This is a genomic window from Novosphingobium sp. (genome assembly GCF_032093395.1).
Taxonomy (GTDB): Bacteria; Pseudomonadota; Alphaproteobacteria; order Sphingomonadales; family Sphingomonadaceae; genus Novosphingobium.
The window spans coordinates 1-15,508 of the sequence record NZ_DAMDBA010000006.1 but is presented as its reverse complement, the minus strand read 5'-3'; the positions used below and the strand labels follow the sequence as shown (position 1 = coordinate 15,508).

11 protein-coding genes and 1 pseudogene are annotated in these 15,508 nt (G+C 65.7%); 4 read left to right on the top strand and 8 right to left on the bottom strand.

Annotated elements, in window-relative coordinates:
* The 4 genes from RT424_RS03620 to RT424_RS03605 form a co-directional block, all read right to left on the bottom strand.
* Positions 1-1,010 (bottom strand): alpha-amylase family glycosyl hydrolase (locus RT424_RS03620; RefSeq protein WP_313434603.1); only part of this gene is annotated, 1,010 nt, incomplete at its 3' end.
* Positions 1,011-1,015: 5 nt separating this feature from the next.
* A complete protein-coding gene (gene glgX, locus RT424_RS03615) occupies positions 1,016-3,106 on the bottom strand; it encodes a glycogen debranching protein GlgX (RefSeq protein WP_313434602.1) in 2,091 nt (696 codons plus the stop codon).
* An 11-nt stretch (positions 3,107-3,117) separates the two neighbouring features.
* A complete protein-coding gene (locus tag RT424_RS03610; RefSeq protein WP_313434601.1) occupies positions 3,118-4,329 on the bottom strand; it encodes a sugar phosphate nucleotidyltransferase in 1,212 nt (403 codons plus the stop codon).
* 95 nt (positions 4,330-4,424) lie between these two features.
* Positions 4,425-5,582 carry a glycosidase gene (locus RT424_RS03605; protein ID WP_313434600.1) on the bottom strand — a complete coding sequence of 386 codons (1,158 nt, stop codon included), beginning with the start codon at positions 5,580-5,582 and terminating at the stop codon, positions 4,425-4,427.
* A gap of 348 nt (positions 5,583-5,930) precedes the next feature.
* On the opposite strand from RT424_RS03605, the gene RT424_RS03600 reads away from it, so the two are divergent.
* A complete protein-coding gene (locus RT424_RS03600; protein WP_409521433.1) occupies positions 5,931-7,127 on the top strand; it encodes a mechanosensitive ion channel family protein in 1,197 nt (398 codons plus the stop codon).
* Between the two features lie 222 nt (positions 7,128-7,349).
* Here RT424_RS03600 and RT424_RS03595 read toward each other — a convergent pair whose 3' ends face one another.
* Together RT424_RS03595 and RT424_RS03590 are read right to left on the bottom strand one after the other, a co-directional pair.
* Entirely contained in the window at positions 7,350-8,384 is a 1,035-nt protein-coding gene (locus RT424_RS03595; RefSeq protein WP_313434598.1) for a class 1 fructose-bisphosphatase, read from the bottom strand.
* Positions 8,385-8,801: 417 nt separating this feature from the next.
* Positions 8,802-9,254: a MarR family transcriptional regulator gene (locus tag RT424_RS03590; RefSeq protein WP_313434597.1), complete on the bottom strand. Its 453-nt coding sequence runs from the start codon at positions 9,252-9,254 to the stop codon at positions 8,802-8,804.
* A 143-nt stretch (positions 9,255-9,397) separates the two neighbouring features.
* Here RT424_RS03590 and RT424_RS03585 point away from each other — a divergent pair, with 143 nt between their 5' ends.
* The 3 genes from RT424_RS03585 to RT424_RS03575 are packed head-to-tail and all read left to right on the top strand — an operon-like array spanning position 9,398 to position 13,568.
* Positions 9,398-10,558: an HlyD family secretion protein gene (locus RT424_RS03585; RefSeq protein WP_313434680.1), complete on the top strand. Its 1,161-nt coding sequence runs from the start codon at positions 9,398-9,400 to the stop codon at positions 10,556-10,558.
* Complete coding sequence (locus RT424_RS03580; protein ID WP_313434596.1) at positions 10,555-12,090, top strand: MDR family MFS transporter; 1,536 nt, start codon at positions 10,555-10,557, stop codon at positions 12,088-12,090. Before RT424_RS03585 ends, RT424_RS03580 begins: the two co-directional genes overlap by 4 nt.
* A gap of 8 nt (positions 12,091-12,098) precedes the next feature.
* On the top strand, positions 12,099-13,568 hold the full coding sequence (locus tag RT424_RS03575) for an efflux transporter outer membrane subunit (protein ID WP_313434595.1): 1,470 nt from the start codon (positions 12,099-12,101) through the stop codon (positions 13,566-13,568).
* A gap of 61 nt (positions 13,569-13,629) precedes the next feature.
* On the opposite strand, the gene RT424_RS03570 is transcribed toward RT424_RS03575, so the two are convergent.
* Positions 13,630-14,934 (bottom strand): methyl-accepting chemotaxis protein, encoded by a 1,305-nt coding sequence (locus tag RT424_RS03570; protein ID WP_313434594.1) that lies wholly within the window; start codon positions 14,932-14,934, stop codon positions 13,630-13,632.
* A 356-nt stretch (positions 14,935-15,290) separates the two neighbouring features.
* Positions 15,291-15,508 (bottom strand): annotated as a pseudogene (locus RT424_RS03565) (fumarylacetoacetate hydrolase family protein); the annotation flags it as partial.

Sequence of the window (15,508 nt, the reverse complement as noted above, 5' to 3'; positions counted from 1 at the left end):
GGCGCGTAATAGGCCTCGTCCTCGCCGGTCAGCAGGCAGTGGATGGCGTGATGCCAGTCGTCGTTCCAGGTGGCGTCGAACGGCGCCTCGGCGGCGAAGTAGCGCGCCAGGTTGCGTTCGTCCTCGGTGACGAGGTGGATCGGCCGCCCCCATGCCTCCGCGCGGACGCGCGCGCCCAGTTCGTCGAGGAAGTGGACGGGAGAATGGTCCTCGATGGCATGGACGGCATCGAGCCGCAGCCCGTCGAGCCGGTATTCCGTCAGCCAGTACAGGGCGTTTTCGATGAAATAGTCGCGCACCGGCCGCGCCTCGTAGGCGATGCCTTGCCCCCAAGGCGAGCGACGCTCGGGGTGGAAGAACGCGGGGCACCAGGCCGGCAGGTAGTTTCCCGAGGGGCCGAGGTGGTTGTAGACCACGTCCAGCAGCACGCCCATGCCCAGAGCTTGGGCGGCGTCCACGAAGCGCCGGAAATCGTCGGGTGAACCATAGGCATTGTGCGGCGCATAAGGGAGCATCCCGTCGTATCCCCAGCCCCGCTGCCCGTCGAACTGCGCCACTGGCAGCAGTTCGACCAGCGTGATCCCCAGATCGCGCAGGCGCGGCAGTTCCCTGGCGGCGGCGGCAAAAGTGCCTTCTTCCGTGAAGGTGCCCAAGTGCAGTTCGTAGACGACCGCCTCGTGCCACGGCAGGCCGCGCCATTCGCTCTGCCAGCCGAAAGCGGCGGGATCGACCAGCAATGAGGGGCCATGGACATCGCCCTGTTGGGCACGGGCGGCGGGATCGGGATAGGCCTCGCCGTCCACCACGACGCGATAGGCGTCGCCCGCCGCGGCTTCCGCCTCGATGCTCCACCAGCCGTCCGCCTCGCTTTCCAGCGGAACTTCTCCAGTAGGCAGTTCCACGGCCACCTCGCGCGCATCGGGCGCCCAGAGGCTGAAGCACCAGCGACCATCGGGCAGCGGCTCCGCACCCCAGGATTTGGCGAAATGCGCGTCGCCGGCCGTGGTCATCTCCGTCACTCCGGTGCGAAGACGCAGACGCTGGCGGCGGCAACCACTGCCGTGCCGTCCTCCACCGCTTCCGCCGCGAAGGCATCGCCGCGCGCAGTATCGAGCACGCGGTGCCACTGCGTGACGCCATTGTGCTCCGGCAGGGTGAACGTCACTTCGTCGCCCGCGTTGAGCACGATGAACAGCGGCCTTTCGCCTTCCACGAAGGCTTCCTGCGCGGAATAGCTCAGGAAGAAACCCAGGACGCGCAGTTCCGCCCGGCCCCAGAGTTCGGCGTCCATCTCCCGTCCGTCGGGCTGGTGCCAGGCGATCTCCACCCGGCCGTCCTCGGCGGGGTCGCCGCTCAGGAAGTTGTCCTGCGAGAGCACCGGATGGTCGCGGCGGAAGCCGATCATGCGCGTGCAGAACTCCAGCAGCGCGTCGTCCTTGCCGGCCCAGTCGATCCAGGCCGTCTCGTTGTCCTGGCAATAGACGTTGTTGTTGCCGTTCTGGCTGTTGCCGATCTCGTCCCCGGCCAGGATCATCGGCACGCCCTGGCTCAGCAGCAGCGTTGCCAGCATGGCGCGGCGGCGGGCGGCGCGTGCGGACTGGATGCCCTCGTCCTCGGTCGGCCCTTCGGCACCCATGTCGTCAGACAGGTTGTTGTCGTGGCCGTCCGCCCCGCCCTCGCCGTTCGCCTCGTTGTGGCGATCGTTGTAGGACACGGTATCCATCAGCGTGAAACCGTCATGCGCGGCCAGGAAATTGACCGAGGAGGTCGCGCCGCGATCGGAATGGTTGAACTGCTCGGGCGAGCCGATCAGGTGGTTGGCAAGATCGCCCACCAGTGCCGGATCGCCGCGCCAGAACCCGCGCGCGGTGTCGCGGAACTTGTCGTTCCATTCGCGGAAGGGATAGGGGAAGCCGCCGACCTGATAGCCGCCGCTGCCCACGTCCCAAGGCTCCGCGATCAGCTTCACGCCCGACAGGATCGGATCCTGCCGGATGGCGTCGAAGAAGCCGCCCTCGCGGTCGAAGCCTAGGGCCTCCCGGCCCAGCGTGGAGGCGAGGTCGAAGCGGAAGCCGTCGACGTGCATGGCCTGCACCCAGTAGCGCAGCGAATCCAGCACCATGCGGATGACCATAGGATGCGCCACGCTCAGCGTATTGCCGGTGCCGGTCTGGTCGAAGCTGTAGCGCGGGTTCTCGGGGGAAAGTGCGTAGTAGCTGGCGTTGTCCAGGCCCCGGAAGCTCAGCGTGGGGCCACGCTCGGAGCCTTCGGCGGTGTGATTGTACACCACGTCCATGATCACTTCGATGCCGGCTTGGTGGAAGCGCTTCACCATGTCCTTGAACTGGCGGATCGCCCCGCCTTTCGGTCCCAGATAACGCGGCTCGGGCGCGAAATAGCCGAGGGTCTGGTAGCCCCAGTAGTTGGACAGGCCCTTGTCCAGCAGCATCCGGTCGTCGAGGAAGAACTGGCAGGGCAGCAGTTCGATGGCGGAGACGCCCAGCTTGAGCAGATGGTCGAGGATCGGCTCGCTGACCATCCCGGCGTAAGTGCCGCGCAGCTCCTCCGGAACGTCCGGGTGGCTCATCGTCAGCCCGCGCACATGGGCTTCGTAGACCAGCGTTTCGCCCCAGGGGCGGCGAATGGAGTTATCGCCCTCCCAGTCGAACGCCGGATCCTGCACCACGCCCTTCACCATGAAGGAGGCGGAATCGCGGTCGTCGAACGTCAGGTCGTCGCCGGTAGAGAGGTCGTAGCCCCAGAGCGCATCGTCCCATTGCAGCTTCCCGGCGATCTCGCGGGCGTAGGGATCGAGCAGCAGCTTGTTGGGGTTGAAGCGATGGCCCTGTTCCGGCTCGTAGCGGCCGTGGGCGCGGTAGCCGTAAAGCTGACCCGGCTTTACGCCCGGAATGTATCCGGAAAAGATCGATCCCTCGCGACTGGGCATCTCCAGCCGCGCCACTTCATCCTTGCCGTCCTCGGAGAACAGGCAAAGCTCCATGGCTTCGGCGTTTTCGGAGAAGATCGCGAAGTGCGTTCCCTCACCGGTGAATTCGGCGCCCAGCTCGTGCTGCTGCCGCTCGGGCTTGGCGAAGGCGAAATCCATGAGGGCCTCGTTCAGAAGGAGGAAACGGAAACGCGGGCCCGCGCCACGCAGGCGCGCGGGCCGGAATCCGGGTAGCGGTCCTGGGAACGCGCAGCAGGCGCATGTTCTACGGGCCGCCGCCGACGCGAGGCCAACCTTTGCAGCGCCCGCGCCGAAATCACGCGGATGCCGCCTTCCGATACGGTGCACCACTTGCCATGCTCGGCCAGTTCCGCATCGAGGTCGAAGCCATCGGGCACCACCGCATCGGCCAGCACGATCGCGTCCGATATCGTCACCGCCCGCCCGATCCGGGCACCGGGCAGCAGCACGACATTGCGCAGGGTGGAGCCGAAGCCGATCGCGCGGCGGTCTCCCAGGCCGTGATGGACGGGATGATTCACCGGCCAGGAAGGATCCAGCGGCAGCGATCCGTCCACAAGGTGGCGCTGCACGGCATGGTAGGCGTCCAGCGTCCCCAGATCCTGCCACAGCGGCTCTCGGCCCTGCCGCCCGGGCAGCGCATAGGCATAGGCGGTGCCGCAGGAAACCAGCGCAGGGATGATGTGCTTGCCGAAGTCGAGATCGGCAACGGTGCCTTCGACTTCCTTCAGCAGCTCGCGCAGCAGCTTCCATTCGAAAACGTAGATGCCCATGGAGGCCAGGGCATGGCCGGGACGGTCGGGCGCTTCCGGCGCAATGAAGGGCTTTTCCACGAAAGCGGTGACGCGATGCGAGGCATCCGCCTCCAGCACGCCGAACCCGGAGGCCTGCTCCCGAGGCACATGGACCACGCCGACGGTCACTTCCGCGCCGCTGGCGATATGCCGTTCCACGAAGGGGCGGTAGTCCATCTGGTAGAGATGGTCGCCGGCAAGGATCACCACATGGCGCGGCGCCACCAGGTCGATCTCGTCGGCAATGCAGGCGACGGCGGCGGCGGTGCCTTCGTAGGGCCCGTATTCGGCGCCGTCGAGGATCGAGATCGCCGGGCGAGCGTCGTCCGCCTGCCAGCAGTCCAGCAGATGGCGCTGGAGCGTCTCGGGCTGGTACTGCGTCAGCACCATCGTTTCGCCCATGCCGGAATTGACGGCATTGGCCAGCGTGAAGTCGATCAGGCGGCCGTGCGGGCCGATCGGCAGGGCAGGCTTCGCCTCATGGTCAGTCAGGTCGTGGAGACGGCTGCCGCGCCCTCCCGCCAGGATGATCGACAGGACAGAACCAGGATGACCTTCGCTACTCACGCTTACCATTCGCCCCTCTTCATCGGAACCGTGCTGCGCTGCCTAAACCACGAAAAGAGGGCCGGTTCCGCGCTCCCGCGCACGGTTCGTCGCATTCAGGCTCTTTCGAAACGCGACTTCGCAACATGGGTTATACGGCAGGCCAGATCTGCCTCTCCGGAGGCCACCACATAGTGATCGCCGGCTTCGGCAATTCCTGTCGTGAAAACAACGTCGCGCAAGTACATCTGCTCTTCCAGCGGCTGGGTGAGAGCGGGGTTCGCCTCGATCAGGGGGACATGGCCAGTACGCAGCACGCGGGAGGGATCGTCGCGATCGAGGATCGACCAGTAGGTGCGGTAGATGCCCACGATCTCCTTGGGCTCCACCCCGTGCCACAGCGTCAGCCAGCCCTCGTCGGTGAGGATCGGCGGCGCCCCGCCGCCCATGCGCGCGGTGGCGACGGTGGCCGCATGGGGACGGATGCCGGGACGGCGGCAGGGCTTCCAGAACAGACCGTCGGGAGAATGGGCCAGGTTGATCGACGGTCCCGCGCGCCATTCGCTGCCGGGCGGATATGCGAAGTAGAGATCGCCCAGCGGCCGGGTCTGCGCCCAGTAATGCCCGTCGATCAGGCCCTCGAAGATCAGCATGTCCTTGTTCTGGTGGTCCAGCACGATATCTTCGAAGTGCCAGTCCAGCCCGTTCTCCGAGCTGTAGAGCGTCGTCGAATGACGCTCGGGGCTGACCGAGCAGGTCGTCATCAGCCAGCCCGCGCCCACCTTGCTGATCCGGGCGTCCTCCACACCGTAGCATTGCAGGCTGCTGCGCGGCGCCACGGCACGGTCGTAGTGGACGGCCACCACCTCCAGCCCGTCGGCGCTCAGTTCCACCGGCAGCAGCCAGGACAGCGAGGTGAGCGCCATGATCTTCCAGCCGCCCCCGCGCAGCATGAACTTGCGCGGATCGGCAGTGTCGGCATGTTCCAGCGGCCAGGCATCGAGGACGTAGCGGCCCGCGCTTCCCTCCTCGCCTTCCCAGCGGATCGCATGGACATGGCCGTCGCGGATCGGATCGCGCAGAGCCTCGGCCACCCGGACCATCATCAGCAGGTTGCCGCTCGGCAGACGGGTAAGCCCCGGATTGAAGGCGCCGAGCACGTAAGTGTCCGCATCCAGATGCCCGGCAAGGGGCGAGCGGGACAAGTCCACATCGTCAGGGACGAAAACCAGGCGATCTTCTGGAAAGGATTCCGGCGAAACGGGTTCTGGCACGGCATGACCTCCTGCGAATGCGGGCACTGCTGCGACCGACAAACGCACGAGGCGCCTTCGGGTGCCTGCCTGGGACGACAATCCACCTATACTCCGGCCACCTATACTCCGGCCACCGATACTCCGGCCACCGGTACTCCTGTTGACGCACCCCAAGGGCTTCCCGTAGCCCGGCAATCAATCCGCCGGGAACAATTTCATCGACATAACCATTGTTTCGGCTTCGCATCGATAGCCGCGCGGCATGAAGCGCGGCATCGTGCTGGTCGCTTTGGCGGATCGCCAGATCGGCGGGGTCGTGCTCATCGAGCATACCTCGCCAGCAGCTTACCGGAACGAAGAGTACCTATGGCTTCAAGCACCCCCCCTCCCGCAACCTCCGCTCCCAGGCCGCCGGCGCCCGATGTGCAAGCACAGATCCAGGATCTGACCAATTCGACGGTCAACTGGTTCCAGGCCTACTGGCTGCAGATCCTGATCGCCGGTGCCATTGCCTTCGCCATCGTCACCGCGCTCTACGCCCTGCGCAGGCTGGGCACGCGCCTTTGCCGGCCGGGACAAACGCATGTGCGGGCGCGGGGCGCCTGGCTCACCGTGGTAGGCCGCGTGGCCGCCAAAACCACCAATTATTTCATCATCATGGTCGCCATCAAGGTGGTGGACAACTACGCGCAGACGCCGCCTCTGCTCGATAACCTGGTGACGTTCCTCTTCACTATCGCCGCCGTCCTGCAATGCGCGATCTGGGCCCGCGAGCTGATCCTGGGCGCCATCGAGCACAAGACCGCCAGCGAGCATTTCCAGGGCGAGACGATCATCAACGCCATGGGCCTGATCCGGCTGCTGGTGAGCGTGGTGGTCTTCGCCGTGGCCGCCGTGGTCCTGCTGGACAACCTGGGCGTCAACGTGACGGGCCTCGTCGCCGGTCTGGGCGTCGGCGGCATTGCCATCGGTCTGGCCGCGCAGGGCATCTTTGCAGACCTTTTCGCGGCGCTGGCCATCATCTTCGACCGCCCCTTCAGCAAGGGCGACCAGATCAGCTTCGGTGCCAGCACCGGCACGATCGAGGCGATCGGCCTCAAGTCCACCCGCATCCGCGCCTATACCGGCGAACTGCGGATAATCTCGAACAAGTCGCTGCTGGACATGGAAATTCTGAACGTCTCCAAGCGCGACCATATCCGCCTGCCCTTCACCATCGGGGTCGCTTACGAAACGCCGCCCGAAACGCTGGCGCGCGTACCCGCGATCCTCAAGGAACTGGTCGAGGAAGCCGGAGGCAAGGCCGCGCGGGCCGGGTTCGAGACGTTCGGCGCCAGTTCGCTCGACTTCGCCTTGCTGGTGGACGTGCCGGGGGCCGATTGGTCGGTGGCGCACCCGCTGCGCGACCGCCTGCTGGTCCTGATCATGAAGCGCTTCGCGGCGGAAGGAATCTCGATCCCCTATCCCACGCAGACGACGTTCACGGCGGCTCCCAATGGCGAACTGATCATGCCTTACGCCGAAGCGCCACGCATGGAGCGGCAAGTGAGCCAGCGCGGGTAGGCTGGCCGTACACGGCCCCGCAGACAGGCGTCGTCCCGGACTTGATCCGGGACCGCTGGCGGTCTTTAGGCGCGAGCGGTCAGACCGGCGCCCTGCCGCGGGGTGGGCTGGTCACGGCCAGCGGTCCCGGATCAAGTCCGGGACGACGACGAAAACACTACAATAACGAAAAAGGCCCCGATCGCTTATGCGACCGGGGCCTTTTTCATGCCGGAGCGTCGATCAGGAAACCGTAGCGGCCTGAAGGTCCATCGCCAGCGAGAGTTCGCGGACTTTCGCCACTTCCTCGGGGTCGCCCAGCACCACGCCGATGCGCTGGTGAAGGCCCACGGCCTCCGCGTCGAGGATGCGATCGCGGCCGTCGGTGGCGGCGCCGCCGGCCTGTTCGATCAGGAGGGCCATCGGGTTGGCCTCGTAGAGCAGGCGCAGGCGCGCCTTGCCCGGCTTGGCGTAATCCGAGGGGTACAGGAACACGCCGCCGCGCTTCAGGATGCGGTGCACGTCCGCCACCATCGATCCGGTCCAGCGCATGTTGTACTGGCCGGCCAGCGGACCGTCGATGCAGCCAACGCGCTCGTCGATGTAGCGCGCGATGCCGGGCGACCACTGGCTGCGGCGCGCCATGTTGATGGCCACTTCGGGATTGCCCGTAGCGATCTTGAGCGGGCCGTCGGTCATGCGCCAGGCGCCGACTTCGCGGTCCAGCGTGAATTCGTAGACGCCGGTGCCGATCGTCAGGACCAGCATCGTCTGCGGGCCATAGATCGCATAGCCGGCAGCGACCTGTTCGTGACCCTTCTGGAGGAAGTCCGCCTCGGTCACTTCACGACCCGAAGCGCCTTCGGGTGCCTTGAACACCGAGAAGATGGTACCGACCGAGAGATCGACGTCGATATTGCTGGACCCGTCGATGGGATCGTAAAGCAGCAGGTATTCGCCCTTGGGGTAGCGGCCGGGAATACGGTGGATCGTCTCCATCTCTTCCGACGCCATGGCAGCGAGATGGCCGCCCCATTCGTTCGCGTCCACCAGAAGGTCGTTGGCGATCACGTCCAGCTTCTTCTGGACCTCTCCCTGCACGTTCTCGGAGCCCAGGCTGCCGAGCACGTCACCCAGCGCACCCTTGGAGATCGCCTGGGCAATCACCTTGCAGGCGCGGGCAACCGTCTCGATCAGAAGGCGCAGTTCGGCGGGGCAGGCGGAGTTGGGCTCCCGTTGCTGTTCTATCAGAAAGCGGGTGAGCGTAGTCGGCTTCATGGTCGTTTACCTGGCCTCGGCAATTATAGGGAAAATTACAGGGCGATTTCGGTCTGAAAATCCGCAGCGCGGGCGGTCGATGGCAGTCGTCCCCCGGTCACGCACTTCGACCAAGGCTCCCCTTAACCCAAGCCGCAGCGCGCGGCCATCGGCAAACGCTGGAATGAAGGATTATAGAGGCAGCCTTTTTCGGACAACCGCCCTCGATCGATCACCGGAGCGATGGTCGCCGCAAGAACGATGTTCTCTTCCTACCCGGCAAGGAAGGTGATATCCTGCGTGCAACCGCCATAGAGCGGATCATACAGGAGAGCGCCATGGAACGGTTGGAATCCGTGTTTTGCGTCTGCGAATTTCGTGCATTGTGCGCTGCGGTCTGCTGCTCCGGCAGCGTGGCGCTGGTCACGATACTGCTGCTTACTTGATCTGATCTGACCTTCTTTCCAGACCTGCCGCGTCGAGGGTGCTGGGTGCGCCCATTTCAACGACGCGTGCGTTCAGTTTCGTGAGAATGGCTAGGAATCTCTCCACGTCCTGATCGGACAGACACTCCAGAAACTGCGCGGCAAACACGTCGCGATGGGGTTCCACCTCGCGTATCACGGCGCTTCCGGCATCGGTAAGGCTGATGCGCTTGGCCCGCCGATCGCTGGGATCCGGATTGCGCACCACCAGCCCATCCCGCTCCAATGCGTCCACCGCCTCCGTCACCGTGCGGGGCGCCTGTCCCAAGGCATCGGCGATGTCCGTCGAGCGCATTCCGCCGCACCGCTCTATCAGCATTAATAGCTTAAGCTGCGCCAGCGAAGCGCCCTGCGCCCTCATGCGGTCGTTGAACAACCGATGCATCCGCAAGTGCAGATCGCGCATCTGCTCCAGGACATCCTGCTGGATACTCATGACAAGAAATATTGTGGGACCATATCAAATGGCATTGCCATATGCTTCGTCCGGGTGCAAGTGCGCCACATATCACTGCTGCGATGCAGCAATAAGGCATGAGCAAGAGACCGATGGCAAACGATGTGAGCGAATCGCAAGAGGCCCCCGACACCGCGAATCAGCAAACGACGTCCCCGGCGAAACGTTCCCGCATGCGTTTCGTGCTGCTCGCTGGCGTCGTGGTGGCGGTCGTGGCCGGGGGTGCCTGGTTGCTGCATTACGAAACGCGCGGCAAGTACCTGGAAGACACCAACGACGCCTTCATCCAGGCCGATGCCGTCACCATCTCGCCCCGGATTTCCGGCTATGTCGAGGACGTGCTGGTCACTGACAACCAGGACGTGAAGACAGGCCAGCCGCTGGTGCGGATCGACGCGCGCGACTACGATGCGCAGGCCCAGCAGTATCAGGCCCAGATCGAGGTCGCCAAGGCCAATGCCGACAACGTGCGGGCCGGCATCAGCGAGCAGGAAGCCGGGATCGCCCAGGCCCGCGCCCAACTGGCTTCGGCAGAGGCGGACGCCCGCTATGCCGAGCGCGAAGCGGCGCGTTATGCCCCCCTCGCGGCCAGCGGTGCGGAAACGAAGCAGCAGCTCGCCAACTTGCGCAACCAGGCCGCCAAGGCCCGCGCCGCCGCCGATGCACAGCGCGCCGCCCTGCTTTCGGCCGAGCGCCGCATCGGCTCTCTCAAGGCCCAGATCCGTCAGGCCGAAGCCCAGGGCGAAGCCGCCAAGGCGCAGCTGGCGTCCGCCCATGTCAATGTCGGCTCCACCGTTCTCAAGGCCAGCGTGGACGGCCGCGTCGGCGATCGCACCGTGCGGGCCGGGCAGTTCGTGCAGGCCGGCACGCGCCTGATGACGGTGGTGCCGCTCTCGAAGCTCTACGTCACCGCCAACTTCAAGGAAACGCAGATCGGCCTGATGCGCCCCGGCCAGCCCGCGACCATCCAGGTAGACGCGCTGGACGGCACCAAAATCCGCGGCCACGTCGAATCGATCTCGCCCGGCACCGGCGCGCAGTTCTCGCTGCTGCCGCCGCAGAACGCGACCGGCAACTTCACCAAGATCGTCCAGCGCGTGCCCGTGCGCATCGCCATCGATGCCGGGCCCGAGGCCCGCCGCGTGCTGGTGCCCGGGCTGTCGGTCGTCGTTACCGTCGACACGATCGCCGCCAAGGGCACCCAGGGCGCCGTCGCCAAGCAAGAGGAAGCGCGCCGGGACGGCAATCGGTGAGCACCGCCGCTTCGGATTCCCAACCTGAACAGCGCGCCGATGCCGCGGCCTGGCTGGCCGTGGCCGCGGGTACGCTGGGCGCCCTGATGGCGACGCTCGACGTCTCCATCGTCAACAGCTCCCTGCCCACCATCCAGGGCGAGATCGGCGCCAGCGGCACCGAAGGCACCTGGATCGCAACCGCCTATCTGGTGGCCGAGATCGTCATCATCCCGCTGTCCGGCTGGCTGGAGCGCCTGCTGGGACTGCGCACGTTGCTGCTCGTCGCCTCGGCCCTGTTCACCGCCTTCTCCATCATGTGCGGCCTTTCCACCACGCTGACGATGATGATCATCGGCCGCGTCGGCCAGGGCTTTACCGGCGGCGCGCTGATCCCCACCGCCATGACCATCGTGGCCACCCGCCTGCCCCGTGCGCAGCAGCCGATCGGCAACGCCCTGTTCGGCGCGACCGCTCTGCTCGGCCCGGTGGTCGGCCCGGTGCTGGGCGGCTGGCTGACCGAGAACGTCAGTTGGCACTACGCCTTCTTCCTCAACCTGCCAGTCGGCATCGCGCTGGCCACCCTGCTGCTGGTGGCAATTCCGCACCAGAAGTCCAACCTCTCCCTCATCCGCGAGGCGGACTGGATGGGCATCCTCGGCCTGGCCCTCGGCCTTGGCGGGCTGACCGTGGTGCTGGAAGAAGGTGAGCGCGAGCAATGGTTCTCGTCCGAACTGATCGTCATGCTCACCGGGGTGACGATCCTGGGGCTGGTGCTGATCGCACTGGGGCAGGTGTTCGCGCGCAAGCCGGTGATCAAGCTCAAGCTGCTGCTCGACCGGCAGTTCGGCAGCGTCGTTGCCATGGTCACGGTCGTGGGCATGGTGATCTACGGCACCTCCTACGTGATCCCGCAGTTTCTTTCGACGATCGCGGGGTACAATTCGCTTCAGTCCGGCCAGGTGGTCATGCTCTCCGGCATTCCGGTGATGATGATGATGCCGATCACGCCCTGGCTGATCCGCAATGTCGACATACGCCTGTCGGTGGGCTTCGGTCTTTCGGTGCTGGCGCTCAGCGCCTACCTGGAAACGGGACTCACGCCGCTTTCGGACGGCGGCGACTTCGTGGAATCGCAGCTCCTGCGCGGCATGGGCACGGTGTTCTGCATGATGTTCCTGAACCAGGCGGCGATCCGCTCGGTGCCGAAGGAAGAGGCGGGCGACGCCTCCGGCCTCTACAACGCCGCGCGCAACCTCGGCGGCTCCTTCGCCCTGGCAGGCATTGCCGTGATCCAGGACCAGCGGCTCTGGCTCCATGCCCGCCGCCTGGAGGAAAGCCTGAACGCCAACTCGGTCGCCGTGCAGGACTATGTCGCCGCGCAAGGCGCCGGAGTCCTGCGCTCGCTTGAATCGACCATTCAGATCCAGTCGCTGACGATGACTTATGCCGACATGTTCTGGATGATGTCGGTGGGCATCGTCTTCGTCATTCCGCTCGTCCTGTTCCTTCGCCCGCTGCCCAAGAATGCGCCGCTGGCGACGGGACATTGAGGTACACCATGCGTTCGATCCTTCTCCCCGCACTCTCCGCCGGAACCCTGGCCACCCTGCTGTCGGCCTGCACGGTCGGCCCGAACTACGCCGGACCGCCGAAGGCCGTGTCCGACTCTACGCCGGCCGCCTTCGTGCGCGCCGATGCCCAGACCACCACCGAGGTACCGCCGGTGGCCGACTGGTGGAAAGCCCTGGGCGATCCGTTGCTGGACGACCTGATCTCCAGGGCCCTGGCCAACAATACCGACGTCGCGGTGGGCGAGGCGCGCCTGCGCCAGGCCCGCGCCTTGCTGGGTGAGCAACGCGCCAACCTGGCACCCAAGGCCAGCGCCTCGGCACTCTACGCCCATGCCCACGTGCCCGGTGTCGCGTTCGGCGCGGCCGAAGATTCGGGAAGCGACTCGGGCAGTGGGGAAGGCAGCGACAGCGGCGGCAGCAGCGGCTCCGACCTCAATCTCTACAACCTGGGCTTCAACGCCAGCTGGGAAGTGGACCTGTTCGGCGGCCAGCGCCGCGCCGTCGAAGCGGCCCGCGCCGGTGTGGAAGGCGCGGAGGCCAGCCTGGCCGACGTGCAGGTCAGCATCGCCGCCAATGTCGCCAAGACCTACCTCGACTTGCGCGATCGGCAGCAGCGCATCGTGCTGGGCCAGGAGTCGATCGCGCTTCAGGAAGAAGCCCTTGGCCTCACCCGCCAGCGTTTCGAAGGTGGCACCGGCACGGCGATGGAAGTGGCGCAGGCGGAAGGGCAACTCGCCTCCACCCGCGCGCAGATCGCCCCGCTTGCGGCCGAGCGCGACGCCTATATGAACGCGCTGGCCGTGCTTACCGCGCAGGCACCTGGCACGCTCGACGCCGCCCTTGCCGCGGCCGGGGATATCCCGCTGCCCCCGGCCACGGTGGCCGTGGGCGACCCGGCGCGCCTGATCGCCAACCGTCCCGACATCCGCGCCGCAGAGCGTGAACTGGCTGCCGACACCGCGAAAATCGGCCAGGCCAAGGCGGCGCGGTTCCCCCGGCTGTCGTTCATGGGGCTGATCGGCATCGGCGGCACCAAGATCAGCGACCTCGGCAAGCTGGACGACTTCACCGCGCTAGCCGCTCCGCAACTGAGCTGGAGCTTCCTCGACTTCGGCCGCAGCAAGGCCAAGGTCAACCAGGCCGAAGCCGTGCGTGACGAAGCCGAGGCGCGCTATCGCGGCACGGTGCTCACCGCCCTGCGCGATGCCGAGGATTCGCTCGCCCGCTATCGCGAAGGCCGCGTCACCGTGGCTTCGCTGGCGCGTGCACGGGACAAGGCGGCGCTGGCGCAAAACCTCACCGAGCAGCGCTACCAGGCCGGAACCGCCACCAAGGTGACCTGGCTCAATGCCCGTAACGAACGTAACGGCGCGGAGCAGAACCTGGTCACTGCCCGCGCCGCGCTGACGGCGGACTATGTGGCGATCCAGAAGGCGCTCGGACTCGCTTGGAAGTAACGAAAAAGGCTCCCCTGCCGCAGTCGGCGGGGGAGCCTTCGCGAATCCGCGGTGAAACCGCTCAGCCGTGCCGCGAGATCAAACGCAGGCCCGGTGCCGAGGGTGCCATCCGGAAACGATCGGCCTCGGTCGCCAGAGCGGCGATTTCCGAGGTCAGATTCCGTGCGGCGGCCGAAGTTTCCTCCACCATGGCCGCGTTTTGCTGGGTCGCGTGGTCCATGGCGCCCACTGCCGTGTTGATCTCGCCGATGGCGGCAGCCTGCGCGTCGTTGTCGGCGGCGATCTGGCCCGCAAGGCGCGTCACTTCCTCGCCCGAGGAGGAGATCACGCCGAAAGCGGAGTCCACTTTCTGCACCGCGTCCACCGCCGCCTCGATGTCGGTCTGGGTGACACCCAACTGATCGCGCGCCCGCTTGGACTCTTCCTCGGCCCGCATGGCGAGTGCCGAAACGAGATCGGCCACGACCGCGAAGCCGCGCCCCGCGTCGCCTGCGCGCCCCGCTTCCACGGCGGCGTTCATGGCAAGGACGCGCGTCTGGAAGGCGATCTTGTCCAGCCCCTCGATCACGCCGTCGATGCCCTTGGCGCTGTCGCTCACCCGATTCATCGCCTGGACCGCCGCATCGGTGCGCGCACGGCCTTCCAGCACCGCGCCCATCGCCTGCTCGGACGTGCTGAGGGAACGCGTGGCCGCATGTGCCGTCGCCCGGAGCCGCTCGTCGATCTGCGCGATCGCCGCGGCAGTCTGTTCCAGGCTCGCGGCATTGCCTTCGGTCCGCCTTGCGAGATCCTCGGAAGCCTGCGCGATCTCGCGCGAGCCGACCAAGCTGTTCTGGGTGCTGGCTTTCACCGATCCCAGCAACCCGCGCAGGCTGGCCAGCGCCTCGTTGAAGCTGTCCTTCAGCGCCGCATACTGGGCTGGATAGTCTGCAACGATGTCCGCCGTGAGATCGCCCTGAGACAGGGCGCGGAAGTTCTCTTCCATACCCTGGACGACGAGGGCGTTGGCCTGGGCCTCCCGGTTCGCCACGATTTCCGCCTGCGCGGTGGCACGGAACTGGAACATGGCCTGGGTCAGGCGGCCCACGCAATCGCGATAATGCGTGAACTCTATCGGACTTTCGAGATCCCCGGCCGCCAATCCTTCCATCCGGACGACAGTGGCCACATAGGGCCCGGCAATGGCCTCGCGATAGGCTACCGCCAAAGCGATCGCCACGATCGTCGATGCCAGCGCCGCCCAAAGCGCGTTTTCTTCGCCGACGATCAGTCCGGCCGCTCCGGAAAACGCCACGAGGGCGACGAAGCTGCCAAAAGCGATCAGCAGCTTGAGACGGATCGGCGCATTAGCCTTGAACCATTCCATTCGGATTCCCCCACCCCTGAGTTGGCCCGACCGTCCCGGTAAACGCCAAGGACGATGAAGTTTTGTTCAGGCATTATAGAGGGACTGCGCCGACCTTTGGCGGAGTAGCGTAACTTTCCGTCAATATTCTGAAATTTCACTTTTGTAATCGATATTATAAAAATCGTTTTACGTTAACATATTTTACTCAATCGATTGTTCTATTCGTCGATTGAAAACGATATTAGCGGGCGATTACAAGATGATGCCGATTGTGAGCACTTTTGGTCATAGCCGGCCTGTGCTTTTCCCCTGATCGTGCGTTTCCTGGCGAAGAGGATCGGCGAAACACCTGGCGCATTCCGCCGCCGTCCGGATCAACGCTCCACCACACCCTGTTGAATGGCGCCGAACGGGTTCTCGCCCGCTGCTCCGCGTGCTTCCATGCGGATCGTGTCGCCATGCGCCATGAACGGCGTTGTCGGCTTGCCGTCGCGGATGATCTCGATGGCGCGGATTTCCGAGATGCAGCTCGATCCTACTTGCGCATAGTTCGCGTTGGAGACGGTGCCCGAGCCTATGATCGTTCCGGCCA